Below are 14,367 nucleotides of genomic sequence, written 5' to 3'. Positions count from 1 at the left end.
GGCCGCCAGGCCCTTCACGACACGGAGCGCTTCAGGACACGGGGCGTTTCAGGATACCGGCGGAGCGCCCGCCGAGGACCCAGTAGACAAAGCCGGCGACGAACCCCGCCGCGGCGACAAGCAGGAGGTCGGAACCCAGTTCCGGCGCCCCGTCGATCAGGCCACGGGCATTGAAGCCCGCATAGCCGAGCAGGCCGGCGAGCCCGCCGGCGATCACGTAATAGAGTGCCCGCCGGATGGCGAAGACCTCGGCGACGACGATGGCCAGGATGGCCGGCGCGAAGGCATAGACGGCGACGAAAGCGGCCACGAGCCCGCTGACATAGAGCGTCTCGGCGAAGATCTGGCTGCGCGGGAAATCGACCGGCCCCGCCATGTAGGCCTGGACCACGTAACTGCCGGCCACGATCAGGCCGGCGGCGACGCAGGCGATCACATAGGAGAAGGTGACCGTGATCAGTCGGCCGAGGATTCGCCCGAGCGTCCTCAACGGGCGTCGCCGCCCCCAGGGGCATGGCCTTGGGGGGCATGGCCTTGGGCTGCGTGGTCCTGGGCTGCGTGGTCCTGGCCCGCACCGCCCGGGGACACGGCCTCGCCGTCGCGGCGGCGCTTCCACGCCGGCACCCGTTCGGACTCGGACTTGAGCTGGCCGCAGGCGGCCATGATGTCGCGCCCGCGCGGTGTCCTGACCGGGCTCGCGTAGCCGGCCCGGTTGACCACGTCGGCGAACAGCTCGATCTGCTCCCAGTCGGAGCATTCGTAGGGGCTGCCCGGCCACGGATTGAACGGGATCAGGTTGATCTTGGCGGGAATGCCGCGAAGCAGCCGCACCAGTGTCTTGGCGTCCTCGATGGAATCGTTGACGCCCTTCAGCATCACGTATTCGAAGGTGATGCGCCTGGCGTTCGACAGGCCCGGATAGGCGCGGCAGGCGTCGAGCAGCTCGGCGATCGGGTATTTCTTGTTGAGCGGCACCAGTTCGTCGCGAAGGTCGTCGCGCACCGCATGCAGCGAGATCGCCAGCATGACGCCCATCTCCTCGCCGGCACGCGGGATCAGCGGCACGACGCCGGCCGTCGACAGGGTGATGCGGCGCTTGGACAGCGACAGGCCCTCGCCGTCGGCCGCGATCAGCACCGCGTCGCGCACGTTGTCGAAATTGTAGAGCGGCTCGCCCATGCCCATCAGCACGACGTTGGAAACGGCGCGCTCGGCCTCGGGCACGAAGCCGTCGGTCGGCCGGCTGGCGCCCGGCCAGTCGCCGAGCCGGTCGCGGGCGACGAGGATCTGGGCCACGATCTCCTCGGCCGTCAGGTTCCGGACCCAGGGTTGCGTGCCGGTATGGCAGAACCGGCAGGTCAGCGTGCAGCCGACCTGGCTGGACACGCACAGCGTGCCGCGGTCGTGCTCGGGGATATAGACGCTCTCGACCTCGACCGGGGCTTCGCCTTGCGAACGGGGCGGAAAGCGCAACAGCCACTTGCGGGTGCCGTCGCTCGACACCTGCTCGACGATGATCTCCGGCCGCGCGAGGCCGAAATGCGCGGCAAGCTTCGCCCTGAGCTCCTTGCCGATATCGGTCATTGCTTCGAAGTCGGTGGCGCCGCGCGAGTAGATCCAGCTCCAAAGCTGGCTGACGCGCATACGAACCTGGCGATCTGGCACGCCGATGCCGCGCAGCGCCTCAGCCAACGCCTCCCGCGTCAAGCCGACCAGCGAAGGCCGCGACGGCTCGACCGGGCGCGCTGCAAGCGCCGGTGCGTTGGTATTGTGGCGGGCGATATCGAGCGTTTCGGCCATTTGGTCGATCCGGCGGCGGCCGGCTTCCTTGTCAAAACACGAAGGGCGCGGCGGATGACCGGCCGCGCCTGTGAACTATAGGGCAGAATTCCGCCTACACCTATTCGTCCGGTGCGCGATTGCAAGGGGAATCCCCTGCCCCTCAGTTCGTCCGGTTGCCGAGACCGAGCCACGCGGCGACCTCGTCGACGATCTCGGCGTGGATCTTCGCGCGGTCCGTGCCGGCCGGGTCGTCGCAGATCGGATCGTCGTTCTCCTCCCTGAGCATCTTCGCGCCGTCCGGCTTGCAGACCTGCAGGAAGGTGAAGTGATGGGCCGGGGAGAGCGTGACATGCGTCGCGTCGGCGATCCGGCCGACGAGGCCGCTGCCGGTTTCGGAGACGTCGGCGGCCGGCCACAGGTTTTCCCGGCCGAGGCTGACGAACAGCACCGGAACGTCGGTCTTCGCGGCGTTGTCGGCCGTCACCGCGTAGCTGAGGCCCGGATCGACGGCGACGACCGAGGAAACGCGGTCATCGCGCATGGCGGCTTCGAAGCCGTCCGGCAGGTCGGAATAGTCGATGCCGCCCTTGGCGAAGAACACGCAATCGGCCGCATCGGGGCCCAGCCGGTCGCAGTACTGCCCCCAGAGCTCGCGGTCGAACCGCAGGCCGCCGAGGCCGAGCGCGGTCGCCCCGCCGAGCGAGAAGCCGAGCGCACCGATCCGCCCCCGGTCGATGTGATCGGCGAAGACCGGAGTCTCGAGCAGCCGATCCAGCGCGACCGACAGGTCGGCGGCGCGCTCGTCGAGCTTCACCGAGCGGCGCGGCGAGGAATCCCCGGTCGTGCTGCCGGGATGGTTGACGGCGAGCACCATGGCGCCGCGCGCGGCCAGCGCCGAGGACAGCCAGCTCAAGCCGTCCATGTTGCCGCCGGATCCGTGCGACAGCAGGACCAACGGGAAGCGGCCGTCGGCGACCTCGGCGCCGACATAGGCTGGCGTGCCCTCGAACAGGGGATTCTCGCCGATGATGCCCTTGTAGGTCTTCGTGCCGACCGGATACCAGACGGACGCGCCGACCTTGCCGGCGCGGTGCGGGGCGTCGAAGACGAACTGGTCGTAGCCGGCGATCTGTTCGGCATCGGCGGCACTGGCGGTGGAGAGGGTCGATGTCAGCCCGATGGCGAGGATCAGGGCGCCAAGGGCGTAGGCAAGCGTGAGACGTTTCATGTCGGAAACTCCGTTGGAGGTGATCGATGTCCTCCAACTGCCTGTTCCCTGGCTACTTTCGCGTCCTGAAACCGGATTCAGGTCGAGCCGAACGGGTTTTTGAACTACGTAGGGCCCCCAGTTCCAAGCCAAACCGCTGCACGCCGATGCTTGTCTTGCCCGTCCCGATGATCGTCGCCCTCATCCTGGGCTTCCTGTTCGTCCGCTCGCTCCTTGCGGAAAGCCGGCCCGGGCTGTTTTCCGCGCTTCTCGCCCTCTGCGCGCTGCAAAGCGTGCTGATCTCGCTGGCCCAGTACTACGGCATCCATCAGCTCCGGTTCGTCCAGCCGGTCACCGGGTCCTGCATTCCCCCGCTCGCCTGGATCGTCTTCCTGACGACGGCGGTGCGGCCGTTCGACCCGCAGCGCGATCTCCTGCACCTCGCCGTCCCCGCCTTCGTCGCGTTCTGCACACTCTTCGTTCCCGAGGCGCTCGATGTCGTCGTGCCCCTCGTCTTCGCGGTTTACGGGATCGGGATCCTGTGGGTGTTGCGCGCGGGCGCCGACAGCCTCCCACTCGCCCGGCTCGAGACGGGCAACCTGCCGCGCTTGATCTGGGGCGGCACCGCCCTGGCGTTCCTGATCTCGGCGCTCAGCGACGCCCTGATAGGGGTTGCAATGCTGACAGGCTACGGCTGGATCCAGCCGACGCTGATCAGCGTGTTCTCGTCGCTTGTGCTTCTGTGGGTGGGGCTCGTCAGCCTGTCGCTGACGCTCGTCGGCGGCCGCGACGTGGAGACGGCGGAAGACCCGCAGCCCTCCCCGGCCGCCACCGATCCGGCCGCCACCGATCCAGCCGAGGACGCCGCCCTGATGGACCGGCTTCATACCCTCCTCGAAGGCCAACAGCTCTATCTCGACCCCGACCTGACGCTGGCCCGCCTGGCGAAGCGCCTCGGCGTCCCCGCCAAGCAGCTCTCCGCGACCATCAACCGGTCAACGGGCGACAACGTCTCGCGCTACATCAACGGCAATCGGATCCGCGCCGCCTGCGCGCGCATATCGGCCGGCGACAGCATCACGGTCGCCATGCTGGAGAGCGGCTTCAACACGAAGTCGAACTTCAATCGCGAATTCCTGCGCGTCGCCGGCATGACGCCGAGCGCGTGGCAGGCGGCAAACCGGGCCTAACGCGCCGGGCGATCCGCGTGTGTCACTTGCATTCCTGGGCGATGCGATCGAGCGCCGCGGAGATGCCGGACAGAGAAAAGTTGTCGACCGTGGCGGTGCCGCGTGCCGACGTGCCCTTGATCACCATCGTCGCGCCCCGGCGCATTGCGGCGACGAGGTTCGATTCCTCGGCCGCGTTCTCGACCCACGCCCCGTCGTCCTTGGTGAACAGGGTGAAGGTCGTATCACCGATCTGGGCGGTCGCGGTGCTGTCCGGCTTGTAGGGATAGCCGATGATGACCGAGACCTCGTTCTTCACGCCCGAGCCGGGACGCGAAGTGACGAAGAAATAGACCGGATCGCGGTTGACGTTCGACGGCTCGGACGACTTCGGCTGCGACAGCGCATAGCAGACCTTGCCGCCGCCCGATTCCGCCACGTAGGCGCCCCAGTCCTTGAACTGGCCAAGCGGCGTCGCGCTTTGCGCCAAAGCGGCGCCGCTGGCCCCGCTGAACGCCACCGCCAGAATGAGGGTGAAAATCTTTTTCATCATCGTTGCCTACCACGCAATCAGGTCCGTCGCCGGAGTTCGCGACTGGATTTTACAGGGAGTCGGCGCGATTCGCCGCGTTACGTCAAACAGCCCCCGTTCACCGCAACATGCCTCATCGCAACATATCTCCCCGCACCGTGTGTTCGCGGGAAGCACGCCGACATTTCCTATCGGTTGCCGATCAATGGCGGCAATTTTTTGACGAATTGTAACAATTCGTGAAGGCAAGCCCCGCGCGCCGGCTCGGGTTGCCGCTCCGATCCGGCTCCGTTATGTCCGCTCGCGGACAATCATATCTGCGCCAAACGTGTCAGCAAGGAACCCGATCCGATGAAAGCCGTCCTCTGCGAAACCCTCGGTCCTCCTGAGACGCTGGTCGTGCGCGATCTGCCCGATCCGACGCCTGGCCCCGGCGAGGTGGCGGTCAAGGTCGCGGCTGCGGCGCTCAACTTCTTCGACACGCTGATCATCCAGGGCAAATATCAGTTCAAGCCCGACCTGCCGTTTTCGCCGGGTGCGGAATTTTCCGGCACGGTGAGTGCCGTCGGTGATGGCGTGAGCGGGTTCGCCGTCGGAGACAAGGTCATCGGCTACGGCGGCTGGGGCGCCTGCCGCGAGACCGTCGTGGCACCGGCCGGCAAGCTCGTCCATGTGCCCGACACGATCGACCGGGAACAGGCCGCCGGCCTGATCGTCACCTACGGCACCACGCTGCATGCGCTCGCCGACCGGGCGAAGCTCAAGCCCGGCGAGACACTCGCCGTTCTGGGCGCGGCCGGCGGCGCCGGCGCTGCGGCCGTGGAGATCGGCAAGATCATGGGCGCGCGCGTCATCGCGGTGGCCTCGACACCCGAAAAGCTCGCGTTCTGCCGCTCGATCGGCGCCGACGAGACGATCGACTATTCCAGGGAAGACCTGAAGACGCGGCTCAAGGAACTGACCGGGGGCAAGGGTGTCGACGTCGTCTATGACCCCGTCGGCGGCGCCCATGCCGAGGCCGCCCTGCGCGCGACCGCCTGGGAAGGACGCTATCTGGTCATCGGCTTCGCCGCCGGCGAGATCCCGAAGTTCCCGCTCAATCTCGTGCTGCTGAAAGGCTGCGACGTGCTCGGCGTTTTCTGGGGGAAGTTCACGGAGGTGGACCCGGAAGGCGACCGCGCCAACACCCGCCAGCTGCTCGACTGGATGGCCGAGGGCAAGCTGTCGGTTGCGATCCATGCGCGTTATGCGATGGAGGAAACCGCCGAGGCGCTGGGCGCCCTCGCGCGGCGCGAGGTCAAGGGCAAGGTGCTGATCGTCCCGTAGCGTAGAGACGCCCCTTAGGACAGGTTGTCAGCGGTCGAGCGTCTTCAGCGCCTCCGCCGCCTTGCGCCGGTGCTCGGGGCGGATATGGACGGCCACCGCCGTGATCGCGGCAAGCAGCACCGAGGCGTCGTCGGTGAAACCGGCGACCACCAGGAAATCCGGGATCACGTCGATCGGCATGACGAAATAGGCGAGCGCGCCGAACAGCGTGGCGCGCGCCCTGAACGGCGTCGCCGGATCGACGGCGCAGAACCAGGCCGCGGCGAGATCCTGGGCGAACGGCAGCTTGCTCGCCACGCGCCTGAACTTTCGCCAGAATCCGTCGCGCGCGCGGGCCTGGTTGGCCGCGAAAACGGCGGGAAGCTGCGCCTCATCACCAATCCAGGCTGCGGTTCCGTCGTTCATCCGTCTTTCCTCTCCTCGGCGAGGCCGATCCCATAAGAAATGGGGGCCGCGACACTTTACGCAAGCTTCCGCGTTTCCTGCCGCTACCGGATCGGGTAAGAAATCGTCGGAAAAGAGGACGAGGGAGAGACCATATGGAACTCGGCAAGGACATCGCCGCCGTCGTCACGGGTGGCGCCTCTGGCTTGGGCGAAGCAACCGCGCGCATGCTGGCCGATGCCGGCTGCCGGGTTGCGGTTTTCGATATGAACGCCGAGCGCGGCGAAAAGGTCGCCGGAGAGATCGGCGGCCTGTTCTGCAGTTGCGACGTGACGGATCCGGCGAGCGTTTCCGAAGCCTTCTCGAAGGCACGCGAGGCCCATGGCCAGGAGCGGATCACGGTCAATTGCGCCGGCATCGCCACCGGCATGAAGACGGCGAGCCGCAAGCGCGATTCCGGAGAGATCGTCGCCCATGATCCGGGCATCTTCGCCAAGGTGATCACGGTCAACCTGATCGGCACCTTCAATGTCGCCTCGAAATCGGCCGCCGGCATGCTCGAGGCGTCCCCGCTCGGCAAGGACGGCGAGCGCGGCCTTATCGTGATGACCTCCTCGGTCGCGGCGCAGGACGGCCAGATCGGCCAGGTCGCCTATGCCGCCTCCAAGGGCGGTGTTCTGTCGTTGACGCTGCCGATGGCGCGCGATCTTTCCAAGGACGGCATCCGCGTGATGACCATCATGCCGGGCCTGTTCTACACGCCGATGTTCGACGGCCTGTCGGAAGAGGTGCGCCAGTCGCTGGCCGCCAGCGTTCCGTTCCCGCAGCGGCTCGGCGATCCGTCCGAATATTCCCAGTTGGTCCGCTCGATCGTCGAGAACCCGATGCTCAACGGCTTCGGCATCCGTCTCGACGGCGCCCTGCGCATGGCGCCGCGCTGAGGCCGCACCGCACCCCGCTTTCTTAGCCGGAACGGTCAGGGCACGGCCACTACATCGGAAAATCCGCCGCGATCCTGTCCATCGCGGCGGCGAGCCTGATGTCGCGGTCGGTCACCCCGCCGGCGTCGTGGCTCATCAAGACCACGTCGACCTTGCCGTAGACGTTCGTCCACTCGGGGTGATGGTCCATCTTTTCGGCGACGAGCGCGACCCGCGCCATGAAGCCGAAGGCCTCGTTGAAATTCTGGAACGTGAACGACCTGGCGATGGCGTCGCGGCCATCGACCGCGTGCCAGTCGGGAAGGTCGGCCAGTGCCGTCGCGCGTTCCTCAGGCGTCAATGTCTTCGCCATGATCGAAGTCTCCTCCTTCCAGCGGATAGGCCTCCTCGACCACATAGGGCCCGCCGCCCTGTCCCGAGCGGGAGGAGAACAGCACGAATCGGCCGATCTCGATCGGACCCCAGTGGAAGCCGCCACGCGACTCGATATAGGCCGCGACCGCCGGCGCCGACACGCCCCTCAGCCGTGCCACGGTGACATGCGGCGAGAATTTCCGCTGGTCGGGCGGCAGGCCAAGCATCTGCATCATCCGTTCCTGCTCGGCTTGCAGCGCCGTCAGGGGCGGCGAGGAGGCGACGCTGGCGAACACGGAGTGCGGCTTGCGTCCGCCGAAGACACCGACGCCATCGAGCGTGATCGAGAAGACCGGCCGGCGCACGCGGTCGAGCATCTCCGCCACCGAATGCGCGGTGCGATTATCGACATCGCCGATGAAACGCAGCGTCAGATGGTAGTTTTCCGGATCGATCCAGCGTGCGCCGTGGATTCCGCCGCGCAAGCCCGTAAGGACGGATACGGCGTCGGCGGGCATCTCCAGACCGGTGAACAATCGGGGCATCGGTGGCGAAGCCTTTTCTTGTAATGGTCAGGGACAGGGATTCTGATGCAATAAATGGATCGCGTCGATGCGCTCTTCGAGTTCGGGCGCCAATTCGACCTCAAACGCGTCGATATCGGTCTGTAACTGCGCCATTGTCGTCGCGCCGATCAGCACCGAGGTGACGAATGGACGCGACACGGCGAAGCGGATCGCCATTTGCGCCGGGTCGAGCCCGAACTCCCGGGCAAGCGCCACATAGGCAGCCACAGCGATGTCGGCGCCCGGCGTCTCGTAGCGCTGCATGCGGTTGAACAGGGTCTTGCGGGCACCCGCCGGCAGCGCACCGTCCAGATATTTGCCGGTCAGGCTGCCCTGGGCGAGGGGCGAATAGGCCAGGAGGCCGGTATTTTCGCGCATGGCGATTTCGGCGAGTCCGGTCTCGAAGGTCCGGTTGACGAGGCTGTAGGCGTTCTGGATCGACTGGACGCGCGGCAGTCCCCTGGTCTCGGACAGCGCGAGACAGGTCATCGTGCCCCAGGGCGACTCGTTGGAAAGGCCGATATGGCGCACCTTTCCGGCCTTCACCACGTCGTCGAGCGCTGACAGCGTCTCCTCGATGGGCACTTCCGGCGGCACGTCCTTGTCGGCGATGGGGCGGAACACGGTCGGCACCGAGCCGAAGCCGCTGACCGCCCGGTCCGGCCAGTGGATCTGGTAGAGATCGATATAGTCCGTGCCGAGCCGCCTCAGGCTCTTGTCGACGGCCTCGAACACCTGTGCCCGAGACAGATCGGTGGTCTTGCCGCCGTCGCGGAACCAGTCGTTCCACGACCGGCCGACAATCTTGCTGGCGACGATCATCGTGTCGCGGTTCCCACGCGCCTTGAGCCACGATCCGATGATCTCCTCGGTGCGTCCCTGGGTCTCGGCCTTCGGCGGGATCGGATAGAGCTCGGCGGAGTCGAGAAGGTTGATGCCCCGGTCGACGGCATGGTCCATCTGTGCGTGGGCCTCGGCCTCTGAATTCTGCTCGCCCCAGGTCATGGTACCCAGCCCGATCGCGCTGACGTGCAGATCGGTTCGTCCGAGCCGTCGATAGTCCATTGATCGTCCCTTGCCGTGTTGGAATGGAGAGCGAAGATCAGCCGCCCGACGGGCCCGACCCGTTTTCGATCCGAGCGATCAGCCGTTCGACATAAGGCAGGATCCGCTCGACGATGACGTTGACCCCCTCCGAAGTGGGATGCATGCCGTCATCGAGATTGAGGGAGGGATCGGCGGCGACGCCGTCGAGGAAGAAGGGGTAGAGCACGAAATCGTAGCGTTGGGCCAGGTCGGGGAAGATCGCGTTGAAGTCCTTGGCGTAGCCGTCGCCCATGTTTGGCGGCGCCAGCATGCCGGCGACCAGCACGTCGATGCCGCGTTCGCGGAGTTTCGCCGCGATCCCCTCCAGCGCGTCGCGGGTCACCCTGACATCGACGCCGCGCAGCGCATCGTTGGCGCCAAGCTCGAGGATCACCCCGTCGGTATCGTCGGGCACCGACCAGTCGACGCGGGAAAGTCCCGCACTGGCCGTATCTCCGGACACCGCGGCATTGGCCACCACCACGTCGTGGCCGCGCGCCTGCAGCGCCTTTTCGAGCTGCACCGGAAACGCGGCCTCGGGCGCCAGGTTGAAGCCCGCCGACAGGCTGTCGCCGAGCGCGACGAGCCGGATCGGCCCCTTGTCGGCTATCGCTCCGGTGGGCCCGAATGAGAACCAGAGCGCCGCAACCGTCGTAATTGTGATCAGGCCGCCGGCCAGGACCGCTTTGAGCTTGGCCGCGAATGCCCCATATGTCGGAAACCGCCGCCTGTTTCCCCTGCCGAGGAGTTTCGTTCCGTGCCGCATGATGCCATCCGTCTCGAGAACGTTCATTTAAGTCTCGGCAGCGGAGCCGCCAGGGTCCATGTGCTAAAAGGTATTAGCCTGAGTATAGGGGCCGGGGAAGCGATCGGCATCGTCGGCCCGTCGGGTTCGGGCAAATCGACGCTGCTGATGGTGATGGCGGGCCTTGAGCCGCCCGGTTCCGGCGATGTCGTTGTCGCCGGCGAGAGCCTCGCCGGCCTCGACGAGGACGCGCTTGCCCGGTTTCGCGGCGACAATGTCGGCATTGTCTTCCAGTCCTTCCACCTGATCCAGAACATGACGGCGCTCGAAAACGTCGCCGTGCCGCTGGAACTCGCCGGCCGCGCCGATGCCTTCGAGCGGGCCGAGGCGGAGCTGGCGCAGGTCGGCCTCGCCGACCGCATCGCCCACTATCCCGCCGAACTGTCCGGCGGCGAGCAGCAGCGCGTCGCGCTCGCCCGTGCCCTCGTCGTCGAGCCGGCGATCCTGTTCGCCGACGAGCCGACCGGCAACCTCGATGCGACCACCGGCGCCCAGATCGTCGACCTGATGTTCGACCTCCACAAGACGCGGGATACGACGCTGATCCTCGTCACCCATGACAATGCGCTCGCCGCGCGCTGCGGCCGGACCATCGCCATGCGCGACGGCAACATCGACCTCGACGCCGACCGCGCCGCCCGGGTTGCCGCGCAATGAGGTCTGCTGCGACGCCGCTTGCCCGCCGCCTGCCGGTTCCCCTGCGGTTCGCCCTGCGCGAGCTGCGCGGCGGCCTCAAGGGGTTCTACGTCTTCATCGCCTGCATCGCCCTTGGCGTCGCCGCGATCGCCTCGGTGGGGTCGGTGTCGCGGTCGCTGGTCAACGGCATCTCCGAGGAAGGCCAGGCGATCCTCGGCGGCGATCTGAGCTTTTCGCTGATCCACCGCCAGGCGCGGGCCGACGAGCGCGAATTCCTGGGCTCGCTCGGCCGCGTTTCGGAGGTCGCGACGCTGCGCGCGATGGCCCGCAGCACAGGCAACGACACGCAGACGCTGGTCGAGCTGAAGGCGGTCGACGGCGCCTATCCGCTGTTCGGCGAGGTCGCCATCGACGGCGTCGGCTCGCTACACGACTTGGTCGCCGCAAAGTCGGGACAGGTCGGCCTGGTCGCGGAGGCCGGCCTCGCAGAGCGGCTCGGCGTCCAAATCGGCGATCCCGTCTCGATCGGCAACGCGACCTTCACCCTGACCGGCCTGATCGCCGCCGAGCCGGACCGCCTGTCGGGCGGGCTCGGCTGGGGCCCCCGGGTGATCATCTCCACCGAGGCGCTGGAGGCCACCGGCCTGATCCAGCCGGGCAGCCTGGTGCGCTGGCGCTACCGCGTGGCTCTGCCCGAGCCGGCCTCGCCGGGCGATGTCGAGGCGGCGAAGAAACGCGCCGAGACCGAGATGGCCGAGGCCGGCTGGCGGATCCGCGACCGCAACGACGCCGCGCCGGGCCTGCGGGACCAGATCGACCGCTTCACCATGTTCCTGACGCTGGTGGGCCTTACCGCGCTGATCGTCGGCGGGGTGGGGGTGGCCAACGCGGTGACCGCCTATCTCGACGGCCGGCGGGCGACGATCGCCACGCTGAAGAGCCTCGGCGCCGGCGGCGCGCTCATTTTCCGCAGCTATCTCGTCGAGATCCTGATGCTCGCCGTCGTCGCGATGGCGATCGGCCTCGTATTCGGCGCGCTGACGCCGTGGTTCGCCGGATCCGCGCTCGCCACCGTCCTGCCGGTCGCCGACGCGGTGCCGGGCCTCTACGGGGCCGAGCTGGTGCTGGCGCTCGCCTACGGCATCCTGACCGCGCTCGCCTTCGCGCTGTGGCCGCTGGGGCGCGCCCGCGAGGTGCCGGCGACGGCGCTCTACCGCGAATATGTCGGCCGCGCGCGGGCCTGGCCCCGGCCGGTCTATCTCGTCGCGCTCGCCGTGATCGTCCTGGCACTGGCCGGGCTCGCCATCGGGCTTGCCTACGAGCCGTTCATCGCGACGATCTTCGTCATCGGCACGCTCGCCGCCTTCATCGTCCTGCGGCTCGTCGGCGTCGCCATCATGGCGATCGCCAGGCGCCTGCCGCACAGCCGCTTCATCGCACTGCGGCTCGCCGTCGGCGCGATCCACCGCCCCGGCGCCGTCACCCCCAGCATCGTCCTGTCGCTGGGGCTCGGCCTGACCCTGCTCGTCACCATCGCGCTGATCGACGGCAACCTGACGCGCCAGCTCACCCTGTCGATCCCCGACAAGGCGCCGAGCTTCTTCTTCCTCGACATCCCCCGCGCCGACGCCGAACGCTTCGTCTCCCTCGTCGACGAGGCCGCGCCCGACGGGGTGACCGAGGAGGTGCCGATGCTGCGCGGCCGCTTCGTCGCGCTGAAGGGCATTCCCGTCGCCGACTATCCGCGCCCGGCCGAAGCCGAATGGGTGCTGCGCGGCGACCGCGGCATCACCTACGCGGCGACGCCGCCGGACGACGGCTCGCTGACCGAGGGCGACTGGTGGCCCGAGGACTACGACGGCCCGCCGCTGGTCTCCTTCGCCGAGGAGATCGCCGGCGAGCTCGGCCTCGCCGTCGGCGACGAGATCACCGTCAACGTCCTCGGCCGCACCATCACCGCAACCATCGCCAATCTGCGCACCGTCGACTGGACCAGCCTGTCGATCAACTTCGTCATGGTGTTCTCGCCGAACACTTTCGCCGGCGCCCCGCACATGGTGCTGGCCACCGTCACCCTGCCGGACGCCGCCGGCGCCGACAGCGAGCTCGGCCTGATGCGCGCGGTCACCGCGGCGTTTCCCACCGTCACCTCGGTGCGGGTCAAGGAGGCGCTCGACTCGGTCAACAGCCTCGTTCGCCGGCTCGCCTGGGCGGTCCGGGCGGCGAGCGGGATCACCATCGCCGCCGGCATTCTCGTGCTCGCCGGGGCGCTGGCGGCGAGCCACCGCCACCGCATCCACGACGCCGTGGTGTTGAAGACGCTGGGCGCGACCCGCCGCCGGCTGATCGGCGCCTATGTCATCGAATTCGCGCTATTGGGCACGATTACCGCGATTTTCGCGCTCGCCGCCGGCACTTTGGCCGGATTTGTGGTCGTCGAACAGGTCATGGAGCTCGACTTCACCTTCCTGCCGGCCGTCGCGTTCGCGGCGATCGGCAGCGCGCTGGTGCTGACCGTCGGCCTCGGCCTGGTCGGCACGTGGCGCGTCCTCGGCCGTCGGCCGGCGGCCTATCTGCGCGATCTGTGAGCGCGGCCGCGCGAAACGCGGCTGGTGCGACGACGGTTGCGCCGGGGCCGATCGCGCGCCGCCACCGGCGCGAATTCTAAACATTTTGTAAGGTTTCTCGCGCGCAAATTCGCCGCGCGAGTACTTGCCTCGCGCACGCGAGACACCCATATTCGCTCGGTGATTTTAAAACTCGAGGGGAATCCCATGGCGGAATTCGACAAACAGGCTGCCCGCGGCTACGGCATGGGCGCCTCCCACGCCGGTGTCGGCGCAATCGACGAGGGCCTGCGCGCCTATATGCTGCAGGTCTACAACTATATGGCAATCGGCTTGGCCGTAACCGGCGTGGTCGCGTTCGGCGCGTTCACGATGGCGGTCAGCGGCGGCCAGCTGACCGGCTTCGGCCAGGCGATCTACGCCAGCCCGCTGAAGTGGGTGATCATGCTCGCCCCGCTGGGCATGGTGTTCTTCCTGTCCGCGCGGCTCAACTCGCTGAGCCTCGGCGGCGCCCAGATGGCGTTCTGGATCTTCGCCGCCCTCATGGGCCTGTCGCTGTCCTCGATCTTCCTGGTCTACACGGGCAACTCGATCGCACGCGTGTTCTTCATCACCGCGGCGTCCTTCGGCGCGCTGAGCCTCTACGGCTACACGACGAAGAAGGACCTGAGCGGCTGGGGTTCGTTCCTGTTCATGGGCCTGATCGGCATCATCATCGCCTCGGTCGTGAACATTTTCCTGGCCTCCTCGGCGCTGCAGTTCGCGGTGTCGGTGATCGGCGTTCTGGTCTTCGCCGGCCTGACCGCCTACGACACCCAGCAGATCAAGGAGATGTACTCGGCCCAGGACGACGGCACGATGGCCGGCCGCAAGGCGATCATGGGCGCGCTCCGGCTGTACCTCGACTTCATCAACCTGTTCGTGATGCTGCTGAGCCTGTTCGGCAATCGCGAGTAGGATCGCGGACACATCGGTTTTCGGAAGGCCCCGGCTGCACAGCCGGGGCCTTTTT

The 14,367-nt window shown here is 67.5% G+C and carries 14 protein-coding genes and 1 pseudogene; 6 read left to right on the top strand and 9 right to left on the bottom strand.

The genetic code is table 11. From position 1 onward, the window contains the following. Positions 1-31: 31 nt before the first annotated feature. The 3 genes and pseudogenes from MUB46_RS10660 to MUB46_RS10650 all read right to left on the bottom strand — a co-directional run bounded on the left by MUB46_RS10660 (position 32) and on the right by MUB46_RS10650 (position 3,010). Entirely contained in the window at positions 32-490 is a 459-nt protein-coding gene (locus MUB46_RS10660) for a hypothetical protein (RefSeq protein WP_261615878.1), read from the bottom strand. A 71-nt stretch (positions 491-561) separates the two neighbouring features. Next, positions 562-1,800, bottom strand: a pseudogene (gene rlmN, locus MUB46_RS10655) (dual-specificity RNA methyltransferase RlmN); the annotation flags it as partial. Positions 1,801-1,942: 142 nt separating this feature from the next. Beyond that, positions 1,943-3,010, bottom strand: a complete 1,068-nt coding sequence (locus MUB46_RS10650; protein WP_261615877.1) for an alpha/beta hydrolase family protein — start codon at positions 3,008-3,010, stop codon at positions 1,943-1,945. Positions 3,011-3,156: 146 nt separating this feature from the next. Here MUB46_RS10650 and MUB46_RS10645 point away from each other — a divergent pair, with 146 nt between their 5' ends. Further along, positions 3,157-4,179 carry a helix-turn-helix domain-containing protein gene (locus MUB46_RS10645; protein WP_261615876.1) on the top strand — a complete coding sequence of 341 codons (1,023 nt, stop codon included), beginning with the start codon at positions 3,157-3,159 and terminating at the stop codon, positions 4,177-4,179. 22 nt (positions 4,180-4,201) lie between these two features. On the opposite strand, the gene MUB46_RS10640 is transcribed toward MUB46_RS10645, so the two are convergent. Further along, entirely contained in the window at positions 4,202-4,708 is a 507-nt protein-coding gene (locus MUB46_RS10640; protein WP_261615875.1) for an invasion associated locus B family protein, read from the bottom strand. Positions 4,709-5,041: 333 nt separating this feature from the next. On the opposite strand from MUB46_RS10640, the gene MUB46_RS10635 reads away from it, so the two are divergent. Beyond that, positions 5,042-6,016, top strand: coding sequence for an NADPH:quinone oxidoreductase family protein (locus tag MUB46_RS10635; protein WP_261615874.1), 975 nt, complete (start codon positions 5,042-5,044; stop codon positions 6,014-6,016). A gap of 27 nt (positions 6,017-6,043) precedes the next feature. On the opposite strand, the gene MUB46_RS10630 is transcribed toward MUB46_RS10635, so the two are convergent. Then, positions 6,044-6,421, bottom strand: a complete 378-nt coding sequence (locus MUB46_RS10630; protein ID WP_261615873.1) for a YkvA family protein — start codon at positions 6,419-6,421, stop codon at positions 6,044-6,046. A 134-nt stretch (positions 6,422-6,555) separates the two neighbouring features. On the opposite strand from MUB46_RS10630, the gene MUB46_RS10625 reads away from it, so the two are divergent. Continuing rightward, positions 6,556-7,341 carry an SDR family NAD(P)-dependent oxidoreductase gene (locus MUB46_RS10625; RefSeq protein WP_261615872.1) on the top strand — a complete coding sequence of 262 codons (786 nt, stop codon included), beginning with the start codon at positions 6,556-6,558 and terminating at the stop codon, positions 7,339-7,341. Between the two features lie 49 nt (positions 7,342-7,390). Here MUB46_RS10625 and MUB46_RS10620 read toward each other — a convergent pair whose 3' ends face one another. Genes MUB46_RS10620 through MUB46_RS10605 form a run of 4 tightly spaced genes read right to left on the bottom strand, consistent with a single transcriptional unit; the run spans position 7,391 to position 10,113 of the window. After that, positions 7,391-7,693 carry a 4a-hydroxytetrahydrobiopterin dehydratase gene (locus tag MUB46_RS10620; RefSeq protein WP_261615871.1) on the bottom strand — a complete coding sequence of 101 codons (303 nt, stop codon included), beginning with the start codon at positions 7,691-7,693 and terminating at the stop codon, positions 7,391-7,393. Beyond that, a complete protein-coding gene (gene thpR, locus MUB46_RS10615) occupies positions 7,671-8,240 on the bottom strand; it encodes an RNA 2',3'-cyclic phosphodiesterase (protein ID WP_261615870.1) in 570 nt (189 codons plus the stop codon). Before thpR ends, MUB46_RS10620 begins: the two co-directional genes overlap by 23 nt. Positions 8,241-8,267: 27 nt before the next feature. Continuing rightward, positions 8,268-9,326 (bottom strand): NADP(H)-dependent aldo-keto reductase, encoded by a 1,059-nt coding sequence (locus tag MUB46_RS10610; RefSeq protein WP_261615869.1) that lies wholly within the window; start codon positions 9,324-9,326, stop codon positions 8,268-8,270. A gap of 37 nt (positions 9,327-9,363) precedes the next feature. Next, positions 9,364-10,113 (bottom strand): arylesterase, encoded by a 750-nt coding sequence (locus tag MUB46_RS10605; protein WP_425256252.1) that lies wholly within the window; start codon positions 10,111-10,113, stop codon positions 9,364-9,366. Between MUB46_RS10605 and MUB46_RS10600 the strand changes: the two genes are divergently transcribed. The 3 genes from MUB46_RS10600 (at position 10,105) to MUB46_RS10590 (ending at position 14,312) form a co-directional block, all read left to right on the top strand. Next, a complete protein-coding gene (locus tag MUB46_RS10600; protein WP_261615867.1) occupies positions 10,105-10,809 on the top strand; it encodes an ABC transporter ATP-binding protein in 705 nt (234 codons plus the stop codon). The two genes, MUB46_RS10605 and MUB46_RS10600, sit on opposite strands and share 9 nt — an antisense overlap. Beyond that, positions 10,806-13,376 (top strand): ABC transporter permease, encoded by a 2,571-nt coding sequence (locus MUB46_RS10595; RefSeq protein WP_261615866.1) that lies wholly within the window; start codon positions 10,806-10,808, stop codon positions 13,374-13,376. Before MUB46_RS10600 ends, MUB46_RS10595 begins: the two co-directional genes overlap by 4 nt. Before the next feature lie 186 nt (positions 13,377-13,562). Next, entirely contained in the window at positions 13,563-14,312 is a 750-nt protein-coding gene (locus tag MUB46_RS10590; RefSeq protein ID WP_425256244.1) for a Bax inhibitor-1/YccA family protein, read from the top strand. Positions 14,313-14,367 lie beyond the last annotated feature (55 nt).

Source organism: Microbaculum marinisediminis (genome assembly GCF_025397915.1).
Taxonomy (GTDB): Bacteria; Pseudomonadota; Alphaproteobacteria; order Rhizobiales; family Tepidamorphaceae; genus Microbaculum; species Microbaculum marinisediminis.
This window is presented reverse-complemented; position numbering and strand designations above follow the sequence as displayed.

Excerpts from the sequence above, each read along its gene's own strand:
- MUB46_RS10620 (WP_261615871.1), bottom strand. The coding sequence starts at position 7,693 with ATGGCGAAGACATTGACGCCTGAGGAACGCGCGACGGCACTGGCCGAC.
- MUB46_RS10645 (WP_261615876.1), top strand. The coding sequence starts at position 3,157 with ATGCTTGTCTTGCCCGTCCCGATGATCGTCGCCCTCATCCTGGGCTTC.
- MUB46_RS10610 (WP_261615869.1), bottom strand. The coding sequence starts at position 9,326 with ATGGACTATCGACGGCTCGGACGAACCGATCTGCACGTCAGCGCGATC.
- MUB46_RS10650 (WP_261615877.1), bottom strand. The coding sequence starts at position 3,010 with ATGAAACGTCTCACGCTTGCCTACGCCCTTGGCGCCCTGATCCTCGCC.
- MUB46_RS10595 (WP_261615866.1), top strand. The coding sequence starts at position 10,806 with ATGAGGTCTGCTGCGACGCCGCTTGCCCGCCGCCTGCCGGTTCCCCTG.
- MUB46_RS10590 (WP_425256244.1), top strand. The coding sequence starts at position 13,563 with ATGGCGGAATTCGACAAACAGGCTGCCCGCGGCTACGGCATGGGCGCC.
- MUB46_RS10605 (WP_425256252.1), bottom strand. The coding sequence starts at position 10,113 with ATGCGGCACGGAACGAAACTCCTCGGCAGGGGAAACAGGCGGCGGTTT.
- MUB46_RS10625 (WP_261615872.1), top strand. The coding sequence starts at position 6,556 with ATGGAACTCGGCAAGGACATCGCCGCCGTCGTCACGGGTGGCGCCTCT.
- MUB46_RS10640 (WP_261615875.1), bottom strand. The coding sequence starts at position 4,708 with ATGAAAAAGATTTTCACCCTCATTCTGGCGGTGGCGTTCAGCGGGGCC.
- MUB46_RS10630 (WP_261615873.1), bottom strand. The coding sequence starts at position 6,421 with ATGAACGACGGAACCGCAGCCTGGATTGGTGATGAGGCGCAGCTTCCC.
- MUB46_RS10635 (WP_261615874.1), top strand. The coding sequence starts at position 5,042 with ATGAAAGCCGTCCTCTGCGAAACCCTCGGTCCTCCTGAGACGCTGGTC.
- thpR (WP_261615870.1), bottom strand. The coding sequence starts at position 8,240 with ATGCCCCGATTGTTCACCGGTCTGGAGATGCCCGCCGACGCCGTATCC.